The following is a 21,260-nucleotide window of genomic DNA, read 5'->3' as shown; positions in this document are numbered from 1 at the left end:
TGCGTTCGGCTTTTGGGACGCGGAGCGTCCCGGGCTGCGTTCCCAGAGCGTGGGAACGATCAGGCTGATTCAACCCCTCAAAGCTTAGCGGTCGACCGCCCCGGTTTCTTGCTCTGCAACAAATGCGAGAACACCGCATGCAAGTCATCCGAAGCGCTTTCCTCGTCGAGGTTGAGCTTGCTATCGATGTGGTCCATGTGATGCATCATCAGGTCGACGGCCAGTGTGGCATCGCGGGCCTCGATGGCGTCGATCAACTGAGTGTGTTCGTCATAGGAACAGTGGGAACGGTTGCCGCTTTCGTACTGGGCGATGATCAGCGATGTCTGGGACACGAGGCTGCGCTGGAAGCTGATCAGCGGGGCGTTCTTCGCCGCTTCGGCCAGCTTGAGGTGGAACTCGCCCGACAAACGGATGCCGGCGCCGCGGTCGCCACGGGAGAAACTGTCGCGTTCGTCGCTGACCATCTGCCGCAGCTCAGCCAATTGTTCAGCCGTGGCATGCTGCACCGCCAATTCGGTGATCGCCCTTTCCACCAGGCGCCGGGCCATGAAGACCTGGCGAGCCTCTTCGACACTCGGGCTGGCCACCACGGCGCCGCGGTTGGGCCGCAGCAACACCACGCCTTCGTGGGCCAGGCGTGACAGCGCCCGACGAATGATCGTGCGGCTGACTCCGAAAATCTCCCCCAGTGCCTCTTCGCTCAACTTGGTACCGGGCGCCAGGCGTTGTTCGAGGATAGCCTCGAAGATATGCGCATAGACAATATCGTCCTGGGTTCCGCTGCGGCCGGCTTTACCGGCTCGCGGTTGTTTCTTGAGGGGTTGCAACTGTTCGTTCATGGGCACTCGGGTCGGGAAAACGGCGGCGAATTGACCGTGACTGTAATACGGCACAGCGGGTCGCTGGCAAGTATCGCGTAAATGACACGGCGATTGTACACAACCTCTGATGGCAACACGACTGTACGGCTGTTTGCGGGCATGGCTGTATTGCAATCGGCTACTGCGTTGAGTTTAGGCTTAAAACCAAAACCCTGTGGCGAGGGAGCTTGCTCCCGCTGGCGTGCGGAGCACGCCCAAACGGACCGACGCCGTATGGCCTGACCCACCGCATCGGCTGGTTTTGGGGCGGCTGCGCCACCCAGCGGGAGCAAGCTCCCTCGCCACCGGGCTGCTTCAGATTCTGCCAATTTATAATAAGGATCATCGTCCACCATGACCGAAGTCACGACCACGCCACTTCGTCCATTCGCCGACACCTCACCCTCGGCCATCGTCGCCGGGTTCATCGCGATGATGACCGGCTACACCAGTTCCCTGGTGCTGATGTTCCAGGCCGGGCAGGCAGCCGGGCTGACCAGCGGACAGATTTCTTCGTGGATCTGGGCAATTTCCATCGGCATGGCGGTGTGTTCCATCGGGCTATCGCTGCGCTATCGCACACCGATCACCATCGCCTGGTCGACACCCGGCGCAGCGCTGCTGATCACCAGTCTGGGTGGCGTGAGTTATGGCGAGGCCATCGGCGCCTATATCACCTGTGCAGTATTGGTGACGATCTGTGGCCTGACCGGCAGTTTCGAGCGCCTGGTCAAGCGCATCCCGGCCTCGCTGGCGGCGGCGTTGCTGGCGGGGATCCTGTTCAAGATCGGCAGCGAGATCTTTGTCGCCACCCAGCATCGCACCGGCCTGGTGCTGGGGATGTTTTTCACCTACCTGATCGTCAAGCGCCTGTCGCCCCGCTATGCGGTACTGGCGGCATTGTTGATCGGTACGGCGCTGTCGGGCCTGTTGGGGCTGCTGGACTTCAGCGGCTTTGCCCTGGAAGTCGCGACACCGGTGTGGACCACGCCGCACTTTTCCCTGGCGGCCACCATCAGCATCGGCATTCCGTTGTTCGTGGTGGCAATGACCTCGCAGAACATGCCCGGCATCGCCGTGCTGCGGGCCGACGGCTACAACGTACCGGCCTCGCCGCTGATCACCAGCACCGGCATCGCTTCGCTACTGCTGGCGCCGTTCGGCTCCCACGGCATCAACCTGGCGGCCATCAGCGCGGCGATCTGTACCGGCCCCCACGCCCACGAAGATCGCAACAAGCGCTACACGGCGGCGGTCTGGTGCGGGGTCTTCTACGGGATTGCCGGGGTATTCGGCGCCACGCTGGCGGCGTTGTTCGCGGCGCTGCCCAAGGAGCTGGTGCTGTCCATCGCGGCCTTGGCGCTGTTCGGGTCGATCATCAATGGCTTGAGCATCGCCATGAGCGAAGTGAAGGAACGGGAAGCGGCGCTGATCACCTTCATGGTCACGGCGTCGGGGCTGACGCTGTTCTCCATCGGTTCGGCGTTCTGGGGGATTGTGGCGGGGGTGTTGACCTTGCTGATCCTGAACTGGCGCAAGGATTGATCGTTCCCACGCTGCGTGGGAACGATCAAAGCTTCAAGCTTCAAGCTTCAAGCTTCAAGCTTCAAGCGCTTGGACTTGCCGCTCGAAGCTTGCAGCTTACTTCTGATTGATCGGCTTTTCCGGGTACCAGACGTCCATCAGCGGGCTCACTTCAACGCTGGTCAGCTCAGGACGCGCCTTGAGCCAGGCTTCAACGGTAGCGCGCTGCTCTTCGGAAACCGAGCCACGCTTCTGCAGGCAAACCAGACCGTAGTCGTCGCCGCCGACGTAGCCCAGGCCGTTGGCTTCCATGGCTTCTTTCAGGAAAGCGTCGAGGAAAGCGTCAATAGCCTCATCGGCCAGATCTTCTTTGAAATCCAGGTTCAGTTCGAAACCCAGCTCTTGAAATTCATCCACGCACAGTTTTTTGCGCAGACGCTGGGAACGGTTAGTCGCCATTGGAACAATCCTCATAAGTAATAACGGCCGGCACTTTACCAGTTTGGTGCGCCGATTGCCCGACTGATCGGGCGTATCGACCTACCGTCGGTAAAAAATAGCGGCCGAAGGGCTCAGGCACGGCCCCAGCCGTTGCGGCTTGGGGCATAATGCCGACACTTTCATGACCGTTGAGGGCGTTCATTTTCATGTCCTCGTCTTTTCCCCCTCGCCCGTAGGGTTTTATTACAAATGATCAAATCTTTGCGTCCACTGCTTCTGGCCAGCCTTCTTCTTCCCCTGGCCCTCCCTGTCACCGCCCACGCCGCCACGATCAACACTGCCCTGTCGCCCAATGTGCAAAAAGCCCTCAAGGCCAGCAAACTGCAGAATGACGCCCTGTCCCTGGTGATGGTGCCGCTCAATGGCCCCGGCACTCCGACCCTGTACAACGCCGACGTTTCGGTCAATCCAGCGTCCACCATGAAACTGGTGACCACCTACGCGGCCCTGGAAATGCTCGGCCCCAATCACCAGTGGAAAACCGAGTTCTACACCGATGGCACTCTCAGCGGCGGGATCCTCAACGGCAACCTGTACCTCAAGGGCGGCGGCGATCCCAAGCTGAACATGGAAAAACTCTGGCTGCTGATGCGCGACCTGCGGGCCAACGGTGTGCAGCAGGTCACCGGCGACCTGGTGCTGGACCGCGGCTTCTTCATCCAGCCGCAACTGCCCGAATTCAACGACGACGGCAACGACGAAAACAAACCGTTCCTGGTCAAGCCCGACTCGTTGCTGGTCAACCTCAAGGCCCTGCGCTTCGTCGCCCGCAATGACGGCGGCCGGGTACTGGTGTCGGTGGAGCCGCCAATTGCGAGCATTCGCATCGACAATCAGGTCAAGGCCGTCAACGCCAAGCAATGCGCCGGCGGTGTGCGCTACAACCCGGTGGCCCAGACGGACGGCAGCGTGACGGTGACCGTCGGCGGCCAGCTCGGTGACGGTTGCAGCTCCCAGACCTACCTGTCGCTGCTGGACCATGCTACCTACACCGCAGGAGCGGTGCGGGCGATCTGGAAAGAGCTGGGCGGCAGCATCCAGGGCACGGACCGCCTGGCCGCGACCCCGAGCAACGCCAAGGTGCTGGCCCGAGCATTCTCCCCGGACCTGGCGGAGATCATCCGCGACATCAACAAATACAGTAACAACACCATGGCCCAGCAGTTGTTCCTGAGCCTCGGCGCACAGTTCCGTAACGAAGCCGACGGTGATGACGCCAAGGCCGCGCAACGGGTGGTGCGCCAGTGGTTGGCCAAGAAAGGCATCACCGCGCCGCACCTGGTGATGGAGAACGGCTCCGGCCTGTCCCGCGCCGAACGGGTCAGCGCCCGGGAAATGGCGGCCATGCTGCAAGCCGCCTGGCGCAGCCCGTACTCGGCCGAGTTCATCAGTTCGATGCCGATTGCCGGCACCGACGGCACCATGCGCAAACGCCTGAAGACCACCGCCATGGCCGGCGAAGCCCATGTCAAGACCGGCACCCTGAACACCGTCCGCGCCATCGCCGGCTACAGCCGTGACATCAATGGCAACACCTGGGCGGTGGTGGCGATTCTCAACGATCCGAAACCTTGGGGCGCTTCGTCGGTGCTGGACCAGGTGCTGCTGGACCTGTACCGCCAGCCGAAACTGCCGCAGACGGCTTCGGTGCTCTAATTCCGCCAGAGATCAACTGTGGGAGCGGGCTTGCTCGCTCCCACACTTCGCCCCATATACCCATAATGCTGTTCACATAAGGCATTCGATGAATCTGTGGCGAGGGGATTTATCCCCGCTGGGCTGCGAAGCGGCCCTGAACCCAGCCACCGAAGTATGCCGGGTTGGTTACATTCAGTCTTTTGGGGCTGCTGCGCAGCCCAACGGGGATAAATCCCCTCGCCACTATGATTCAAACCATCCTTAACTGAACGGCACTACCATATACCCAGCCTAAGTGGCTAACCCAACTGCACCTCAACCCGATCCCGCCCGGCCTGCTTGGCCGCATACACGCCCGAGTCAGCCCTTAGCAGCAACGCATCGGCGCCCTCCCCGGCGCGCCAGGTGGCGATACCGAAGCTGGCGGTGACAAACCCCACGCCCTCGATGGGCGCCGCCCGCAAGCCTTCCCACAGCTCCAATGCCAAGGTGTAGGCGCTGTCGCTGTCAGTGTCCGGGCACAGCACCACGAACTCTTCGCCCCCCAGCCGGCAGAACACATCGGTGCGCCGCAACCGTTGGGCGACACGCTGGCAGACGGCCTGCAACACCCGGTCGCCCACTGCGTGGCCATGCTGGTCGTTGATGCGCTTGAAGTGGTCAATGTCGAGCATGATGACCGCCAGTCCTCCGGAACCGCGCTCGACCCGAGCCATCTCCGAAGTCAGGCGCTCCTGGAAATAGCGGCGATTGCGAATACCGGTCAGGGCATCGGTCACGGACAAGGCCCGCAGTTCTTCTTCCACGCGCTTGAGGTCGGAAATATCCGAGATATACCCGTGCCACAACACCCCGCCGCCGGGCAGTTCCTCGGGCGTGGCCTCGCCGCGTACCCAACGCAGGCCGCGCAAGGGCAGTTGCACCCGGTACTCTTCCCGCCACGGGCTCAAGGTGTGGGCCGAAGCGCGAATCGAAGCGCGGACACGCGTGCTGTCCAACGGGTGAATGCGCGAGAAAATCGCCTCGGCGTTCTGCACCAACACATCGGGTTCCAACTCATAGATGTCGCGAATGCCGTCGCTGGCATAGATCACGCTGAAGCGACCGTTGAAATCCATTTTGAACTGGTAGATCCCCCCGGGCACGTGGGCACTGAGCTTTTTCAGCAACACATCACGGGCAGCCAACGCTTCGTGGACGCGCTTGCGTTCGGTGATGTCGATGCAGATCGCCAGGTGCCCGATCCACAACCCCTGGTCATCGAGCATCGGTGTGGCGAGCATGTTCACGGTCAGGTGGCTGCCATCGCGGCGCACCAGGGTCCACTCCCGCGCCTGTTGCCCGCCCTGTTCGCCGCCCTCGAGCAACATCGCGTGGCACGCCGGAATCGGCTTGCCAAAGCGCGCGCCGAGTTGGGCGGCGCGGGCCTGGAGTTCACGCGGTACATGCAGGTTTTCCAGGGTCATGCTCTGCAGGACCTCGCAGCTCGGGTAGCCGAGCATCTGCTCGGCACCGGCGTTGAAGGTGGTGATGACGCCGCGCAGGTCCGTGGCGATGATCGCGACCTGAGTCGCGGCATCCAGCACACCACGCAACTGCCCATGGGTACCGCGCAGCTCCTGCTCCCGGGCGCGCAGTTCACGGGTGCGTTGCTCTACCAGTTTCAAGGCCCGCTGCCGCTGGCTGACCAGTACATAGAGCAAGACGCTGAGCAGCAGGCTGAGCAAACCGCCGAGTATCACCATGCTGGTGACCGAAGAATGATTGGTGGACAGGAACACCCGGCTGGGCCGCAACTCCACCCGGTAGTCGCGATCGGCCAGGCGCAACAGGCGAGTCGCCGACAAATCGCTACGGCCCGGCGGGTTGTGGGATTCGAACAGCGCCTCCTCCGCGTTTTCGGTAGACAGGTCCATGACACGCATCGACAGATTGTCGTGACTGGACGCTGGCAGCCCGTCACCCGCCAGTTGGCGCATGCTGATGGCCGCCACCACGTACCCGAACGGTTCGCTGGCCGACTCCCGGACGACCGGCGCGACCAACAGTACCCCCCGGGCAAATACCGGGTCGGCGCCCATCAGGTCCAATGGCTGCGAAACCACCGGCCCGCCTCGCTGGCGGGCCCGCTCAACGGTGGCACGGCGCAAGGATTCGGAAAGCAGGTCCAGGCCCAGCGGTGTCCCGTAGGAAGCCTGGCTCTGGATGTAGCGCAGCGGTGCGTATTCATCCCGTTCGGCGGCCTGTCGCAGGCCACCGCTACCGTCCGGCTCGCGGATCGTGAATTGAGTGGCCCCGTCGGCTTGCGCTTGTCGTTCGAACGATTGCCGTTCGTCGCGCAGCACCCTGGGCGCCCAGGCGAACGCCCGGATACGGCGCAATAGCACGTCAGCGTAACCACGGAATTCGTTGTTGGAGACATCTTCAGAGTTGGCAAAGAAACGCCTGAGGCTGTCGAGGCGTTGCTCCTGGTCCTGGAAGTGTTCCTCGATGCGGCTGAAACGCTCCTCGGCTTGCAGCTCGAAGCGCTGGCGCAGTTGCTGGTGGAACAGATTCATCATCGCCCAAGTCAGCAACCCGGTCAGGAACATACCGGCCAGCAGGACCAGCGAAGCGACCAGCCAGGCCGACACGTCTTCGCTGATAAAGCCCAGGATCCTGGGACGCACCTGATGCAATGCCATAAACACAACTCAGAAAGGAACCAGGCATAGGCACAGCCCTGGACACAGCCTAAGTTATAGCTATTCGCCATCACTTTAGCCAGTCCCCAACGAGGCTAGAAGCCTTGAATTACAAGGCTTCGTGGATCCAATCAGCCCCGACTCAACGCGCCATGATCTTCCAGGCGCGGTGGATCTTGCCGTTGCGGGCAAAATCCGGATCAATCGTCTTGGCGGTGATCTCTTCCACCGCATAACGCTCGCCGAGGTTGTCCTCGAGCTGGAACTTGCGGAAGTTGTTGGAGAAATACAGCACGCCGCCAGGCGCCAGGCGCGCCATGGCCAGGTCCAGCAATTGGACATGGTCACGCTGCACGTCAAAGATGCCTTCCATGCGCTTGGAGTTGGAGAAGGTCGGCGGGTCGATGAAGATCAGGTCGTACTCGTCACGGCTGGCCTCAAGCCAAGCCATCACGTCGCCCTGCTCCAGACGGTTCTTGTCCGAAAAACCATTGAGCGACAGGTTGCGGCGTGCCCAATCCAAGTAGGTTTTCGACAGGTCGACACTGGTGGTGCTCCGCGCCCCGCCCTTGGCCGCATGGACGCTGGCGGTCGCGGTATAGCAGAACAGGTTGAGGAAGCGCTTGCCGGCGGCCTCTTTCTGGATCCGCAGGCGCATCGGTCGATGGTCGAGAAACAGTCCGGTGTCCAGGTAATCGGTGAGGTTGACCAGCAGCTTCACGCCACCTTCGTTGACCTCGGTGAACTTGCCCTGAGCACTCTGGCGCTCGTACTGCTTGGTGCCGCTCTGACGCTCGCGACGCTTGATCACCACGCGGCTCTTATCCACGTTCAGCGCCTGGGGAATCGCCGCCAGGGCGTCGAACAACCGGGCCGAAGCCTTTTCCGGGTCGATGGATTTTGGCGCGACGTATTCCTGGACGTGTACCCAATCGTGGTACAGGTCAATGGCCATGGAGTATTCCGGCATGTCGGCATCGTAGACCCGGTAGCAGTCCACCCCTTCACGCTTGGCCCACTTACTCAGCAACTTGAGGTTCTTTTGCAGGCGATTGGCGAACATCTGCCCGCCTTCGCTCAACCGCGCCTGCTCCACGACGGGGGCTGGCGCCGGGGCCGGTTTGATCGGGTTACCGTTCTTGTTGTACTGGCGCTCTTGCGGGACTTCCGGGGCCTGATCGTAGGCGGCCTGCTCGCGCTCGGCCTGACGTTGTTCCGGGGTGCGACGCTCGCCCGTGACGAACTGGTCCGGCAACACCTTGATCAGCAGCAATTTGCACGGCAAGGCGCCGTTCCAGAACGAATACTGCTTGTGACTGCGAATGCCCATGCGCTTGCCCAGGTCCGGCGCGCCAGTGAACACCGCCGCCTCCCAGTTCAGGCAGGCCTGGCGCAGACGCTCGCCGAGGTTCTGGTAGAGGTAAAGCAGGCTGGCTTCATCGCCCAGGCGCTCGCCGTACGGCGGGTTGCAGATCACCAGGCCCTTCTGGTTCTGGTCCGGACGCGGCTCGAAGGTGGCGACTTCGCCTTGATAGATCTTGATCCATTCGCTCAGGCCGGCACGTTCGACGTTGTTGCGGCCCGGTTGAATCAGCCGTGGGTCAGCTTCGTAGCCGCGAATCCACAACGGTGGCTTGGCCAACCCGGCCTCAGCACGAGCGGTGGCCTCTTCGTGGAGTTTCTTCCACAGCGCCGGCACGTGGCCGAGCCAGGCGGTAAAGCCCCACTGCTGGCGACGCAGGTTCGGCGCCATGTCGGCGGCGATCATCCCGGCTTCTACCAGGAACGTGCCCACACCGCACATTGGGTCGGCCAGTGCCCCGCCTTCAGCGGCAATGCGCGGCCAACCGGCGCGGATCAGGATCGCGGCGGCGAGGTTTTCCTTCAGCGGCGCGGCACCTTGCTGCAGGCGATAACCGCGCTGGTGCAGGCTGTGGCCGGAGAGGTCGAGGGAGAGGATCGCTTCGCCGCGGTCCAGGCGCAGGTGGATGCGCAGGTCGGGGTTGAGCTTATCGATGGACGGTCGCTCGCCCGACGGCGTGCGCAGCTTGTCGACGATGGCGTCCTTGACTTTCAAGGCGCCGAAATGGGTGTTGTCGATGCCCGAGCCGTGGCCACTGAACTCCACCGCCAGCGTGCCATCGGCCAGCATGTGGTCTTGCCAGTCAACGTCCAGCACGCCGTGATAGAGGTCTTCGGCGTCCTTCATCGGGAAGCGCTTGAGCACCAGCAGCACGCGGTTGGCCAGGCGCGACCACAGGCATAGGCGATAGGCCGTTTCCATGTCGGCCATGCCGCGCACCGCCGAGGTGTGCTCGCGCGCATCTTCAAGGCCAAGCCCGACGGCTTCCTCGATGAGCAGGCCTTCGAGGCCCTTGGGGCAAGTGAGGAAGAGTTCGAAACGATCGGACATGGGGATTCCAGAGCCTTTGGCTAAGTGGACCGGGCAACGCATTGCCGGGCCAGGTTCAATCAGGTGCTTTTCTCAAGAACACCCGTGTGGCACGAAAGTGTGCCGTGCCACCCTCGCCGCTCAGGTTAAAAGAGCTTAGATGCGAAGGCAGAAAAAAAAATCTGTGCAACAAATTGTGAAAACTCGACCCTTTCGTCGAATAGTACCCGAGTGCAACGGGAGGACATTCTCATCCGAGCCAGACCTACCCCTTTCGGCGCAGGGCCGATCATACAGGGGTCTTGCTCAAAAGCGGTCAACGAACATCAAGTTACTTATCGCCCTAACATCTTTATTGTTACGTGCTTATGACAAAACGATCATTCCATCCATGTGACGCTTTGGTTAGAACTCAACACAGGTTGACGTCGCAACGGCGTCAACACCTCGGCTCGTCACGCCGGCAACGAGCCACCAACGGCAGAATGATTCTGCCCCGGCCTCGATAGAGGTCGACGCTAAGCAACAGTCAACAAGTGAGGGCAACACCCTATGAGAAGACTTAAGCGTGATCCGTTGGAAAGAGCATTTTTACGCGGTTACCAATATGGCGTTGGTGGTAAATCCCGTGAGCTTTGCCCCTTTACTCTACCGTCGGTACGTCAAGCCTGGATCAATGGCTGGCGAGAAGGACGCGGCGACAACTGGGACGGTATGACCGGCACTGCGGGTATCCATAGACTCAACGAACTTCACGCCGTCGGCTGACACAGGGCTTAATACTCAAGAACTCGACAATTTGACACCCATATCGATTTAACCACGCACGTCCCATCCGGACGGCGGGCTACGGCCCAGGGGGCTCCTTCGAGGAGCCCTTTTTAATGCCTGGGCTTTATGTCATTGCCTGAGCTGCGAACACTGTTGTGGCGAGGGAGCTTGCTCCCGCTGGGCTGCGCAGCAGCCCCAAAAAGCCATTGCACGGTGAGCCAGGCATCAGGACTGCTGCGCAGTCCAGCGGGAGCAAGCTCCCTCGCCACATCCAGCGGAGCAAGCTCCCTCGCCACAAGGTTCCACCCAGCCTCTAAGTCAACGCAACGCCGCGATCGCATCCACCGACTCACGGATCAGCGCCGGTCCTTTATAGATAAAGCCCGAATAAATCTGCACCAGGCTCGCCCCGGCGGTGATTTTCTCGGCAGCATGCCGGCCTTCGGTAATCCCACCCGCCGCAATGATCGGCAAGCGCCCCGCCAGCTCGGCGGCCAGCACCTTCACGGTATGAGTGCTCTTGTCACGCACCGGCGCTCCCGACAACCCACCCGCCTCGTCACTGTGCTCCAGACCTTCGACGCCTTCGCGACCCAGGGTCGTGTTGGTGGCGATCACCGCGTCCATGCCCGTCTCGATCAGGGCCTGGGCGACCTGGGTGGTTTCTTCGTCGGTCATGTCCGGGGCGATCTTGATCGCCAGCGGCACATGCCGGCCATGCATCACCGCCAGCTCGGCGCGTCGCCGGGCCAGGTCGGCCAGCAGTTGCTTGAGGGAGTCGCCGAATTGCAGGCTGCGCAGCCCCGGGGTGTTCGGCGAGCTGACGTTGACGGTCACGTAGCTGGCGTGGGCGTAGACCTTGTCCAGGCAGATCAGGTAATCGTCAACGGCGCGCTCCACCGGGGTGTCGAAATTCTTGCCGATGTTGATGCCCAGCACGCCCTTGTACTTGGCCGCGGCCACCCGGGCCAGCAGATTGTCGACGCCCAGGTTGTTGAAGCCCATGCGGTTGATGATCGCCTCGGCCTCGGGCAGACGGAAAAGCCGTGGCTTGGGATTACCCGGCTGCGGGCGCGGGGTGACGGTGCCGATTTCCACGAAACCGAAACCCAGTTGGGCGAACCCGTCGATGGCCGCACCGTTCTTGTCCAGCCCTGCCGCCAACCCGACCGGGTTGGGGAATTCCAGGCCCATGACCGTCACTGGCAGGTTCGCCGGCGCCTTGCACAGCAAACCGTTGAGGCCCAAACGTCCACCCGCGCCAATCAGGTCCAGGGACAGATCGTGGGAGGTTTCCGGGGAAAGTTTGAACAGCAGCTGACGGGCCAGGGTGTACATGGGTGGGTTTGACTCGATCGACGAAATGAGGCGGGGATTATAGCCGGGGTAAAGGGACAGGAGCGAGCAACCTATGGCTGCTCGCTCTTGGGGCTGGATCAAGGCGTACTGTCCAGAGTAAAGGTTCGGCCGGTTGCCTTTAGGTTGGTAAAAATGAGTGGAAAGTAAAGAAGCATCATCATTACGGCGAAACAGCCATTGAGAACATGGCCCTGGGCATCCTCACCGATCTCGGACTCACTCAACAAAGCTGCTGCCGCACCTACGAACAGGCTGACAGTGTGCCCAAACGAAAGGCGTGCCCCTGCAACTTTTATGAATGCATCGGCCAATTGCGTTCTGGTGGGCCACTGAACACCAGCGCGTACCTCCAGGGCCATCTGTTGTAAAGACTCCGGATCAGAAAAGACCGAATCCGGCCCTAACTTGCGTGATAGCACATCCAAACTTTTGCAGGCAGTGAAGGTAGCTACATCGGCTATCATTCCGAGAGCATTCAGCGCGGCTTGAATAACGTCCGCCCCGAAATTGTAACCAAGCCCCTCGGCTGCCCTGGCAGGACCACTCAATGGCATGGCCTTACCCAGTTCTGCCAACGCAAATTGAACCGCGCCATAAGCCGCAGCTGTAACCCCGGTTACCGCTGCGTTCGCGGGACCTGCGTTGTCTTTCAAAGTGAAGAAGGACTGAGCCAGCGCCCGGGCCATGATGTAGACGACTCCGCCGGCTATTGTAGGGAAAAGCTTTGCCGCCGCTCCCGTGAGAACGGCCCCGAGCGTGCTTCCAAATACAGCAATCGCCATGAAAAGACTCCCCGCCCGAGACTTCCAGGTCGCCTCCCCTGCAACCTCCCTGTGGACAGCCCCCATCAGCGTCAACGCTGGCCCTATCATTGCCAGCGCAACGGTCGCCCATGTCCGAGCGGCCTCAGGTGTATCACCTTCGCGCATAGCCTGCTCGACGAGATAGCCAACGTACTGACGCAAACCGGTGGCCAGCGCAATGATCATCCCCGTGTGCCCGGCGACATTCAGCAGGTTGAGCCCTGGCCCTTTGGCGGCTTCGAGCAGTTCCAGGCCGGCCTCGAGCACAGCTTTCAATCGATCTATACGGCCTTCGGCGCCTGTAGCGCTCCCTTCGCCGATTAAATTAAAAATTCCGCTGCTTTCAGACTCAGGGGGCATTTCAGCTGATTCAATAAAGCGTTCAATTTGAAACTTCGTGTCTAGATCTTCCTCTCCCAGATCGCACTCCCGAAAGGGAGATTCCGTTGCGCGACTGATAAGCTCAAAAGCCGCTTTAACTTCCCAGGGTGATCCCATCTGGCTCGGTTGAAACCCCGTCACGTTCAACATTGCAGGGTCAAGCCTCGCTAAAGGCCTTGCCGAGGTATTTGAAACTGAAACAAAGTCGTCCCGAGCAGCAACGGGTATGCCAGCCCCTCCTGTAATTTGCATGGTCAATTTCTCCTTGTAGTTATACCAACAGTCAAATTTTGATCGTTCCCACGCTCTGCGTGGGAATGCATCCCGTGACGCTCTGCGTCACCTTCCAGAAGCGGAACGCGGAGCGTCCCTGGCGGCGTTTCCACGCGGGAGCGTGGGAACGATCAAGCTTTCTTCGCAGGCCTTCCAGAGAGGCGTGGCTTCAATCACCACTCACTCTTCTCCCAAGCGTCATCCCCCATCGGCTGAAACACATCGCGCATGACGCCCAATACATAGACTTCCATGGCAAACGCCAGGCCATTGGCCCCGCGGACTTCCTTATAAAGCTGCGACTTTTCCAGGCCCTCGTCCTTCAACCGAACCAGTACCTGTTGCGTGATCGTCTTCAATGCCATGGCGGTGGGGTACGCAGCGGTTTCCCCGTCCGCCCCGCGCAGTGTGCGAAGAAACTCATGAATCGCCTTCTCGCCCTGCCCTTCCATGGCCAGCAGCAATTGATACAAGTGCTCGAACTCAGGGTCCGGACGTTTGCTTTGCTCACCAGCAGCCAGCAGGCGCGCTTCCAGCGTCTCCACCGCCGGACTGACGCTGCGATCCAGCGTGCTGGAACCGCTCATGGTTTCAATCTTCATGGTGAACCTCGGTTGCCGTGGAATCGGTGGGGTGCTCGACGAAGCTTGAGCACAAGTCCGTCAGGGTCTGTAACGATGCCTGGTCCAGAGCGCGAACCGACTCCGGCAGGGCGGCGATGCTCGCCAGCAACCTGGGCGCCAACCGTTCCTGGATCGTTTCAACGTCGAATTCCAGCAGTTGATCCGCCAGCCGCAGCACATAGCGCTCCTGCGGGTGATATTCCAGGATCAGTTCGCCGGCCCATTGCTTGCGCAAACTGTCCCGCAGTTCATGGCCGCGCGGGCGGCAATGCAGCGGCAACAGCACCTGCAGGACTGCGGTCGAATCGACCGGGTGTGCGGCCAGCCAACGTTCCAGCATTTCATCCAGCCATTGCGGCTGGCTCAAGGCTTGGGCCAGCAGATCATGCGCGGCCCGAGCCAGCGCGTGGCGCAATTGCAGGCCCAGGGTTTGCGACTTCAGCAAACCGTCCGCCAGTTGCCCAGCGGCGCGCAGAATGCCCTCGGCATAGCCCTGCTGAAACGCCTGGGCATGCAGCGCTTCGGCATCGCGCCGGGCCTGCTCGACACACTCGCGGGCGCGGCGTTGGGCCTCACGCTGCAAGCGCTGGCGGCGACGGGCAGCGGCGATGTCCTCACGCGCCAGGCGCGCGTCCTCGCCCACAGGCAGGTCAGTCAGGGAGCGGATAGAGTCGAGCATGCTGCACCGCCAGAAAGAACAGGCTTGGATCGGGTTTCGTGAGCGGCCATTGCCGATGCAAACGCACGACCGCCTCGGAAAATTGCAATGCCAGGCGATCGAGCAGCGCGGCGGGAACCTGTTCGTGCCAGCCCCACAGCGCATTGAGGCCAGCCGCTTCAACCTGGGCCACGGCAACAGGTGAGCGGTCGATCGGCAGACCGCCTCGCCCCCCTAAGCTGTAACTCGCGAAACGACGAACCGACATCGGCAGGCAACCCAGCGCAGCGCCTCGTGCCAGCTCGGGCATCAAACGATAAGCGCCCATCAGCAAGGCGATATAAGGCAATCGTCGCCAGTGACGAACCCATTGTTTCGCCACGCCGGTCAGTGGCATCGATGGCCAAGGCCCTTGCATCGCCAGTCCTTCGAGCACGATCCGGTTGAGCAGGCTCCGCGCCTCGGCCCCCTCGAATCCCGCGGGCACCACCAGGCGCTGAGGATGCAGATACCCCAAAGGCTCCGCGAGAATCTGCTGCAAGCAGTCAACGTCCGTCATCAGGCCGCCCTGCATTTGCCTGACGATAGGCCCAGGCACCAGCGGCCAACAGCGACCCGCCGATCAGCGCCAGCCACCACGGCCAACTCGGACGCCCCTGAGCTGCGATAACCGTTGGCGCGACATGCTGGATGGGCGCGCGCTTGGACAGCACCACCGAGACGTTCTCGTACTCCACCGCCGCAAAACTGTTCTTGAGAAAACGCTTGATGTCGGTGATCAGCAATTGCGGTTCGACATCGCGCTCATGCAACACCACCGCCGAGAGATGGATCGGCGGCGACTTGCGCCCGCCTTCACCGGCATCCAGGTCATAACTGACATGCACCCGCGCGGAAACCACGCCTTCGAGCACCGCCAGCGACTGTTCGATGCGTTGCTCCAACGCCGAATACAACCGGGCCTTTTCCGCGCGGGGCGAGGCCACCAGGGAATCGGCGGGAAACATCTCCGCGACTTGCAGGCGTGGCCGGGACGGCAACGAATAAAGGTTGAGCAGATCGACGGCGGCGGAAAAATCCAACTGATCGATTTTCACCGCATAACCGGCTTTGCCGGCGTCGACTTTCACCGCCGCGATGTTGTTGCGTTGCAAGACCGAAAGCACTTCATTGGCCTGCTGCTGATCCAGCCCTTCAAGCAGGCTCGGTTGGCGACACCCCGCCAGCGCCAGGCCCAACAGCAGCAACACCACGCCCGCTTTCATGACGCACGCAACAAGGTTTCTGTCGTGCCTACGGCCTTGCGCACCAGCACGTTGAGCAAGTTGATGTCGACGTTGTATTGCCCGGTCATCTCCTGCAACTGGGCCAATACTTCAGGGTCGCTGATATCCGGACGCAGCAGCAACTGATTGATCGCGGCGACTTCCTGGCCGCTGTCCACAGCGGAACCGGCAAACGCCTCGATCAAGCGCGATTCAAGTGACACGACCGGGCCTTCCTGCGGACCGCGCAGCTCAACGAAGGTCGAGCCGTGAACGAGCGAAGGGGAAACACTGAGGATGGACATAGGATGCACTCATGAAAAATGGCCATCGTCACGGCGATGGCCAGTCGAAAAAAACCAGCGTCAGCGGGCCGCTTGGATGATCGCCATGTCGATGTCCTTGAAGCCCTTGATGGTGTTGGTCTGGGCGTTGCGAAAGACCGTGTAGGAGGAAAACGCGGTCTGATAGGCCGCTAGCAGCCCAGGGTCAGAGGCATCTTTTTTCAGGTCCTCCAGCGCTTTATCCAGGACGTCCTTGAGTTTCTGTGCACCGAGTTCGAACGCAGCAGCTTGCTCGCCGAGAAAGTCGTCGGGAAATGTGATGGGTAAACCGATACCAGCCATTGCTCACCTATTGTGTCTGTTTGGAAAAAACCAGGACGAAGCACTCGTCTTGACGTAGCCCTGTGGGCCGGTTTGAAACGACAGGCCCTTGAGCGCGTCGTCCTTGAGCTCGACAGTGAAATGCACGTAGCGATCACCCCACTGCCGGTAAAAGCGGTCGACATACTGGCGAGTGGCGGCCAGTTCGGAATCCTGCAGGTTGCCCTCGACGGCGAACGTGACACTGTCCGCGTGCTCGATCCGGTTGAAGGCCAGGGCCAGGCGTTGCAAGCCGCCCTGCGCCAGGTCGGCGAGCAGCCTGTCATCCTGCATCTGCACCACGACGTCGCGGGCATAAGGGGCCGCCGCGAGTAGCACATCGAGCAGTTGCGCTTGCTTGTCCGGCGTGAGCAGGTTGCGCTGGGTGCTGAGCAGCAGCCGCGGCGTCGACGGGTCCTTGAGGTCCAGGAAGTGCCAGGCCAGTTGCGGATCGTGATCGATCAGCACCTGCTCCAGTCGACCACGCTCCTGGTCCCTCATCAGCACCTTGCCGTTCAGGGCGTTGTGGCGCGTCAGCACCTGTCGGCTCCAACCGGCATCGCGTTCGGAAGACACAAAGACGTAGACCGAATGATCGCGCCCCGACAGCACCTGAACCTCGGCACTGCCGCCGCTGATCAACGCGCGAATATCGGTTTCCGGCGCAGGCCCCGGCATCGACCAAAGCCCCATCACGGTAACCAGAACAATCAGCGCCAGACCGCCGGCGCCCCAGCGCATCCAAGGGGCCCGCCAACTGTCGAGAGCGCTGGCATTGGACGGCGTCTCGGGTGCTTGACCCAGGCATTCGGGCGCCCACGGTTGGTGTTCAGGACGCAAGACGATTTGCAGGCTGCCGATCTGCACCCTGGCCTGGAAGGCACAATGGCGTACCTCCACCGAATCGCCGAGCAACCGCAACGGCACACCGTCCGCCGTGGCCTGGTCGGCCAGCACCTCGAAATTGCAGCCACCGTCCTCCAGGGGAACGAAGATGGTTTCAGCCGGAACGCTGGCAGAACGGACGCCGTCCCCGAGCACATCCACAGCCCCCACCACGAACAGGGTCGCGCCTTCACCCAGCGGGAACTCACAGCCTTGCAACGGGCCATTGAGTATCCGCAAGACGCAGGGCTGTAGAGGGAGGGCCGTCGGAACTGTCACCGTCCTAACTCCAGGGCAGTCAAATGAGCAGGCAGGTTAGAAAGGCCGGCCCCAGGGTTCCTGATGCAAATCTGCCGATTGCCTCCCGCAAAGGATCAGAATCCCTGGAGCGGCCCGGCTCACGGTGCTGCCATTCGCGCCTGGGTGAACGCCTGATAGCGTTTCCAGACTTTGCGGGCATAGCGAAGCCGCGCCGCTTGACGGTGAGGCGAATGGCCGGCGTTGTAGGCGCCGACCGCCGTCCAGTTGTAGCCGTAGCGGGCGATGAATTCGGCCAGCACCTGGGCACCGACTTCCACCGACAGGCACGGCTCATCCAGCAGACGCTGCTCGGTAATGCCTTGGGCATTCAATCGGGGCAGGTGGATGCTGTTGATCTGCATCAGCCCGATATCGCGGGTGCCGTTGCGGTTGTGGTTGATTGCGTCTGGCCGCTGCCCGGATTCAACATCGGCAATCGCTTGCAGCAGCTCGGGTTCGATGGCATGCAACTGCCCCGCCCTGCTCCAGCACCAGGCGTGCGCCTGGGCCATGCCAAGCCCCAGGCCCAGACACATCGGCACGCATAACCACTTGCTTCTGCGCCGCCTCATGCCAGGCGCCGCTCGCTGATCCACGTCAGCTGTTCGTGAATACGCCCGCGCAAGATCTGCGCCCGGACACAACCGGGGTCATGCCGCAGACACTGGTCGATCAACTGCGCCGCCTGCTCGTTGCGCCGCCAGAACCAATGATGCCAAGCATGAAAATACAGCACGTCAGCCTGATCCGCCGACAACAGGCAGCGTCGGAACAACACCTGGGCCGCCTCCTCGCAGCCACGCAAACTGGTGAGCAACGCCAGGCGCGTCAAGGCCGGGAGACTGCCGGGGTCCAGCGCCAAGGCATTGGAAACCGCTGAATGCGCCTCTTCGATGGCGCGTTTCTGGTCACCCAGGCCCATCAGCGCCTGCCCCAACCACACATCCGCCAAACCGCACCAGGGCGGCGCGTAGCCGGCATCGAGTTTCAAACACTGGCGAAACAGCACAGCGGCATCGCCGAGGCTTTGCGCCGTGTGCTGCTGCACGCTGCACAGCCCATTGAGATACGCCACCGCCACCGGGTACGACCCACAACGATCACCGACCGGACGCAACCCGGCGACACGCTGGGCCACCAGGCAGGTCAATGCGCCCAGGGCCTCGCCAGGATCATGGGCGTCCAGCGTCTGCCCATGGACCAGCGCCTGGTCGCTGCCACGAATCAACTCCACCGACCAAAGTCGCTGCCCGCCCGAACCGACGAACCGCCCACTCAAGCAGTAATCCGCCGCCAACCGCCCGGCCAGTGAGCGCACATCCTCCGGTGCCCCATAGGTCGCGATCACCCCCGAGGGCATCACACGCAAAGCCTCGCCAAACGCGGTGGTCAACTGACGGATCAGCACATCCTGCAGATCCAGCGCCGCCGTCTCGTCCAGGTGGCGAAAAGGTAAAACAGCCAGCGAAGGCGCCACCGCCCCCGTCTGACTCGGCACGTCGAGTTCAACCACTGAACCGGTGAATCGATAGCCCTGGCCGTAGACCGTCGCAATGTAATCCTTGTTTTCCTTGAGCAACTTGCGCAAAGCGTAGATGCAGCGTGTCAACGACTCCTCCGCCGCATCCATCCTGGGCCAGACATGGTCCAGCAAATAATCCTTACTGACGACCGTACCCGCCGACGTCAACAACAGGCGCAGTACGTGCAGCTCTTTGGGTGGTACATGAACTCCTTGTCCATCTCGCATCAGCGTTCCATCGCTTTGCAATAGCCAGTGGTCAAAAACGAATGACTTCACCGACGTTTGATCAGTTGCACTGTCCATACTCTGGGACTTCTCTATAGAAAGTTACTGAAGCGCGATTGAGCCTGCCGGGTGGGCAGGCTCGGGATGGCGAGCTGCGTGACTATAGGAAGATGTGTGGGGGGATTCCGTAGGGCTTCCAGGCATACTCATGTAGGAAACCACGACAAAAACTGTAAGGTATTAGTTTCCAGAATGGCAAATAGCATAGAGCAGCCAGTCATACCACCCCATCTGTAGAGCCTATAGTTATAGAAAAATGCCCCCTCATCAGTTTACAGATAGCCTGCACGAGGTGATCACGACGGCTAAAAACCAATCTCACGGCCACCCTCAGATAAAAACCATCTACAGTCTAAAACAATCCTTTTAGCACTCTACTCCCTATAGTTGGATCTGCACTTAGGCTGCGCGAATGAATATGCATCGCTTCTTCCAACGTCTTACCCTCATACACCTTTAAAGCAGTCAAAAATCGTTGAGCCTCCGGAGCCTCAAGACCTTCTACGACAGACATCATAAAACCCTCATCTATAACAGCACCACGAGCAGCTTCTGTTTCATTATCGTTATATTTAGAGGTCACATACTTTTCAAACAAATCTTGATCCACCGCAACTATTTTTCCTTCCTCAGGACTAAAACGAGCGACCTCAATATATTTCCCAGCCTCCCAGACCAAAAGAGAATAATCCTTAATCAAATCATTTTTTTGCTCCAAAAGATCAATAATTGCCTGCCGATTCAGCACTGCACTTTTAGCGAAGTTACTCACTGCTCCGAACGTCATTCGAGGCTCATTACCTCCTCTCTTCAATACTCGACAACACAAAGTAACCAAATCCACCTGAATGTCGCGCACGGAAACTTTCTGACCTTTACCACTATCAACCATCGCATTGAGTTTATTCTCAACAGCATCCACTGTGAGATACAAAGCGTCCGACGTAAAGACCAATGAGAACCGCTCCATCAGAGCATGTTCAAATCGCTGAACTATCGTCGTTCCTTGAAAATGGACTTGATCATTAGTTAAACCTTGTACTCGATCACGAATCATAGATTTAGCCTCATCGGGAGCCACAGCGTAGCGATTTGCCAAGTAACTGCTCTTACCAACAGCGGGAGCTCCACGTGCGATAACCAGATCGCTTGCATTTACCTCCCCACCCCCTAGCATAAGCTCTACAAAAGATCCAGAACACTCATCCGCAGCCCTGACAAGCAAATTATTAATGATATTGTGATTTACATTTTCAATCTCTGGCAGCCAAACACCCGCACGCCCTAGAAACTCTTTGAATTCAAAAAAACCAAGCGCTTTCTGAGCAATCAACTCCTCATTCGAAATATAAGTAAGTGCCTGCCATGTCTCCAATGAAGGATCAGCCCGCAAACAAGCCAAGCGTGCTTGAAAAGTATTTTCCGATTTCGGCAATCCTTTTAAGTATTCCAGAACATCCTTTGCATTATTTTCATTAATTTGAGAAGTACCGCACACACTCTCAGCCAATCTTAAAGGGCACCCACTTGGGTCCGAACCCCGCCCTACAGACAACACAGCCGGACCGTTACTAGTGGTAAGAACCTCACGACTGATTGAGGACGAGCGATTTAAACCATCAGCCCCTGCCGAACTATCGACCACCGGCCTTGGTGCAACACTAGAAAAATCAATTAACATTAGCCACCCACAATCAGAAATACAACCTAAACAAATATCTATCAGACTGCAAAAACACAACACACACGACCAAACCAACAACACTCCAACTTCATCACTTCGACTCCAAAAATCACCTTACGCACTTTAAATACTGAACCGCCCAGCACCTCACACAAAAACAAAAACTCTATCAATCAGAGGAATCCTCAATCGAAAAGCCGTC

20 protein-coding genes are annotated in these 21,260 nt (G+C 60.1%); 3 read left to right on the top strand and 17 right to left on the bottom strand.

All coding sequences use genetic code 11. The features are described from left to right. Positions 1-77: 77 nt before the first annotated feature. Positions 78-842, bottom strand: a complete 765-nt coding sequence (locus V7773_RS26975) for a GntR family transcriptional regulator (protein WP_003183531.1) — start codon at positions 840-842, stop codon at positions 78-80. 375 nt (positions 843-1,217) lie between these two features. On the opposite strand from V7773_RS26975, the gene V7773_RS26970 reads away from it, so the two are divergent. Beyond that, entirely contained in the window at positions 1,218-2,408 is a 1,191-nt protein-coding gene (locus V7773_RS26970; RefSeq protein ID WP_063322230.1) for a benzoate/H(+) symporter BenE family transporter, read from the top strand. A 96-nt stretch (positions 2,409-2,504) separates the two neighbouring features. Here V7773_RS26970 and V7773_RS26965 read toward each other — a convergent pair whose 3' ends face one another. After that, positions 2,505-2,846 carry a YggL family protein gene (locus V7773_RS26965; protein WP_063322231.1) on the bottom strand — a complete coding sequence of 114 codons (342 nt, stop codon included), beginning with the start codon at positions 2,844-2,846 and terminating at the stop codon, positions 2,505-2,507. Beyond that, positions 2,836-3,030, bottom strand: a complete 195-nt coding sequence (locus V7773_RS26960; RefSeq protein WP_336076158.1) for a hypothetical protein — start codon at positions 3,028-3,030, stop codon at positions 2,836-2,838. The genes V7773_RS26965 and V7773_RS26960 overlap by 11 nt, the downstream gene beginning before the upstream one ends. A 47-nt stretch (positions 3,031-3,077) precedes the next feature. Between V7773_RS26960 and dacB the strand changes: the two genes are divergently transcribed. After that, positions 3,078-4,544: a D-alanyl-D-alanine carboxypeptidase/D-alanyl-D-alanine endopeptidase gene (dacB, locus tag V7773_RS26955; RefSeq protein ID WP_336076157.1), complete on the top strand. Its 1,467-nt coding sequence runs from the start codon at positions 3,078-3,080 to the stop codon at positions 4,542-4,544. A gap of 281 nt (positions 4,545-4,825) precedes the next feature. On the opposite strand, the gene V7773_RS26950 is transcribed toward dacB, so the two are convergent. Further along, a complete protein-coding gene (locus V7773_RS26950; RefSeq protein ID WP_336076156.1) occupies positions 4,826-7,210 on the bottom strand; it encodes a sensor domain-containing diguanylate cyclase in 2,385 nt (794 codons plus the stop codon). 142 nt (positions 7,211-7,352) lie between these two features. Continuing rightward, positions 7,353-9,623: a bifunctional 23S rRNA (guanine(2069)-N(7))-methyltransferase RlmK/23S rRNA (guanine(2445)-N(2))-methyltransferase RlmL gene (rlmKL, locus tag V7773_RS26945; RefSeq protein WP_336076155.1), complete on the bottom strand. Its 2,271-nt coding sequence runs from the start codon at positions 9,621-9,623 to the stop codon at positions 7,353-7,355. Positions 9,624-10,154: 531 nt separating this feature from the next. On the opposite strand from rlmKL, the gene rmf reads away from it, so the two are divergent. Beyond that, positions 10,155-10,370, top strand: a complete 216-nt coding sequence (gene rmf, locus V7773_RS26940; protein ID WP_003223300.1) for a ribosome modulation factor — start codon at positions 10,155-10,157, stop codon at positions 10,368-10,370. 321 nt (positions 10,371-10,691) lie between these two features. Here rmf and V7773_RS26935 read toward each other — a convergent pair whose 3' ends face one another. From V7773_RS26935 to V7773_RS26880, 12 genes are all read right to left on the bottom strand, one after another. Continuing rightward, positions 10,692-11,711 (bottom strand): quinone-dependent dihydroorotate dehydrogenase, encoded by a 1,020-nt coding sequence (locus tag V7773_RS26935; RefSeq protein WP_336076154.1) that lies wholly within the window; start codon positions 11,709-11,711, stop codon positions 10,692-10,694. Positions 11,712-11,809: 98 nt separating this feature from the next. Next, a complete protein-coding gene (locus V7773_RS26930) occupies positions 11,810-13,168 on the bottom strand; it encodes a hypothetical protein (protein WP_336076153.1) in 1,359 nt (452 codons plus the stop codon). Between the two features lie 194 nt (positions 13,169-13,362). Beyond that, the gene (locus V7773_RS26925) at positions 13,363-13,791 is read right to left on the bottom strand and encodes a hypothetical protein (RefSeq protein ID WP_336076152.1); all 429 of its coding nucleotides are present in this window, start codon (positions 13,789-13,791) and stop codon (positions 13,363-13,365) included. Further along, positions 13,781-14,491: an oxygen-regulated invasion protein OrgB gene (locus tag V7773_RS26920; RefSeq protein WP_336076151.1), complete on the bottom strand. Its 711-nt coding sequence runs from the start codon at positions 14,489-14,491 to the stop codon at positions 13,781-13,783. Before V7773_RS26920 ends, V7773_RS26925 begins: the two co-directional genes overlap by 11 nt. Next, entirely contained in the window at positions 14,463-15,029 is a 567-nt protein-coding gene (locus V7773_RS26915; protein ID WP_336076150.1) for a secretion system protein, read from the bottom strand. Before V7773_RS26915 ends, V7773_RS26920 begins: the two co-directional genes overlap by 29 nt. Further along, positions 15,016-15,735, bottom strand: coding sequence for an EscJ/YscJ/HrcJ family type III secretion inner membrane ring protein (locus V7773_RS26910; RefSeq protein WP_336076149.1), 720 nt, complete (start codon positions 15,733-15,735; stop codon positions 15,016-15,018). Before V7773_RS26910 ends, V7773_RS26915 begins: the two co-directional genes overlap by 14 nt. Next, on the bottom strand, positions 15,732-16,040 hold the full coding sequence (gene sctI / locus V7773_RS26905; protein WP_336076148.1) for a type III secretion system inner rod subunit SctI: 309 nt from the start codon (positions 16,038-16,040) through the stop codon (positions 15,732-15,734). Before sctI ends, V7773_RS26910 begins: the two co-directional genes overlap by 4 nt. Before the next feature lie 60 nt (positions 16,041-16,100). Next, positions 16,101-16,361, bottom strand: coding sequence for a type III secretion system needle filament subunit SctF (gene sctF / locus V7773_RS26900; protein ID WP_072340799.1), 261 nt, complete (start codon positions 16,359-16,361; stop codon positions 16,101-16,103). 3 nt (positions 16,362-16,364) lie between these two features. Further along, on the bottom strand, positions 16,365-17,543 hold the full coding sequence (locus tag V7773_RS26895; protein ID WP_336076147.1) for a PrgH/EprH family type III secretion apparatus protein: 1,179 nt from the start codon (positions 17,541-17,543) through the stop codon (positions 16,365-16,367). Positions 17,544-17,662: 119 nt separating this feature from the next. Next, entirely contained in the window at positions 17,663-18,136 is a 474-nt protein-coding gene (locus V7773_RS26890; protein ID WP_063322242.1) for a transglycosylase SLT domain-containing protein, read from the bottom strand. Next, a complete protein-coding gene (locus V7773_RS26885; RefSeq protein WP_336076146.1) occupies positions 18,133-19,314 on the bottom strand; it encodes a winged helix-turn-helix domain-containing protein in 1,182 nt (393 codons plus the stop codon). The genes V7773_RS26890 and V7773_RS26885 overlap by 4 nt, the downstream gene beginning before the upstream one ends. A 412-nt stretch (positions 19,315-19,726) precedes the next feature. Next, entirely contained in the window at positions 19,727-21,055 is a 1,329-nt protein-coding gene (locus V7773_RS26880; protein ID WP_336076145.1) for a hypothetical protein, read from the bottom strand. Positions 21,056-21,260 lie beyond the last annotated feature (205 nt).

The organism is Pseudomonas sp. 3JA, assembly GCF_036961705.1.
Lineage (GTDB): Bacteria > Pseudomonadota > Gammaproteobacteria > Pseudomonadales > Pseudomonadaceae > Aquipseudomonas > Aquipseudomonas fluorescens_Q.
The sequence above is the reverse complement of the archived record's forward strand: the minus strand, read 5'-3'. Positions and strand labels throughout refer to the sequence as shown.

What these genes read in the sequence shown, in the direction of transcription:
- V7773_RS26975 (WP_003183531.1), bottom strand. Translation starts at nt 842, where the DNA reads ATGAACGAACAGTTGCAACCCCTCAAGAAACAACCGCGAGCCGGTAAA.
- V7773_RS26970 (WP_063322230.1), top strand. Translation starts at nt 1,218, where the DNA reads ATGACCGAAGTCACGACCACGCCACTTCGTCCATTCGCCGACACCTCA.
- V7773_RS26965 (WP_063322231.1), bottom strand. Translation starts at nt 2,846, where the DNA reads ATGGCGACTAACCGTTCCCAGCGTCTGCGCAAAAAACTGTGCGTGGAT.
- V7773_RS26960 (WP_336076158.1), bottom strand. Translation starts at nt 3,030, where the DNA reads ATGAACGCCCTCAACGGTCATGAAAGTGTCGGCATTATGCCCCAAGCC.
- dacB (WP_336076157.1), top strand. Translation starts at nt 3,078, where the DNA reads ATGATCAAATCTTTGCGTCCACTGCTTCTGGCCAGCCTTCTTCTTCCC.
- V7773_RS26950 (WP_336076156.1), bottom strand. Translation starts at nt 7,210, where the DNA reads ATGGCATTGCATCAGGTGCGTCCCAGGATCCTGGGCTTTATCAGCGAA.
- rlmKL (WP_336076155.1), bottom strand. Translation starts at nt 9,623, where the DNA reads ATGTCCGATCGTTTCGAACTCTTCCTCACTTGCCCCAAGGGCCTCGAA.
- rmf (WP_003223300.1), top strand. Translation starts at nt 10,155, where the DNA reads ATGAGAAGACTTAAGCGTGATCCGTTGGAAAGAGCATTTTTACGCGGT.
- V7773_RS26935 (WP_336076154.1), bottom strand. Translation starts at nt 11,711, where the DNA reads ATGTACACCCTGGCCCGTCAGCTGCTGTTCAAACTTTCCCCGGAAACC.
- V7773_RS26930 (WP_336076153.1), bottom strand. Translation starts at nt 13,168, where the DNA reads ATGCAAATTACAGGAGGGGCTGGCATACCCGTTGCTGCTCGGGACGAC.
- V7773_RS26925 (WP_336076152.1), bottom strand. Translation starts at nt 13,791, where the DNA reads ATGAAGATTGAAACCATGAGCGGTTCCAGCACGCTGGATCGCAGCGTC.
- V7773_RS26920 (WP_336076151.1), bottom strand. Translation starts at nt 14,491, where the DNA reads ATGCTCGACTCTATCCGCTCCCTGACTGACCTGCCTGTGGGCGAGGAC.
- V7773_RS26915 (WP_336076150.1), bottom strand. Translation starts at nt 15,029, where the DNA reads ATGACGGACGTTGACTGCTTGCAGCAGATTCTCGCGGAGCCTTTGGGG.
- V7773_RS26910 (WP_336076149.1), bottom strand. Translation starts at nt 15,735, where the DNA reads ATGAAAGCGGGCGTGGTGTTGCTGCTGTTGGGCCTGGCGCTGGCGGGG.
- sctI (WP_336076148.1), bottom strand. Translation starts at nt 16,040, where the DNA reads ATGTCCATCCTCAGTGTTTCCCCTTCGCTCGTTCACGGCTCGACCTTC.
- sctF (WP_072340799.1), bottom strand. Translation starts at nt 16,361, where the DNA reads ATGGCTGGTATCGGTTTACCCATCACATTTCCCGACGACTTTCTCGGC.
- V7773_RS26890 (WP_063322242.1), bottom strand. Translation starts at nt 18,136, where the DNA reads ATGAGGCGGCGCAGAAGCAAGTGGTTATGCGTGCCGATGTGTCTGGGC.
- V7773_RS26885 (WP_336076146.1), bottom strand. Translation starts at nt 19,314, where the DNA reads ATGCGAGATGGACAAGGAGTTCATGTACCACCCAAAGAGCTGCACGTA.
- V7773_RS26880 (WP_336076145.1), bottom strand. Translation starts at nt 21,055, where the DNA reads ATGTTAATTGATTTTTCTAGTGTTGCACCAAGGCCGGTGGTCGATAGT.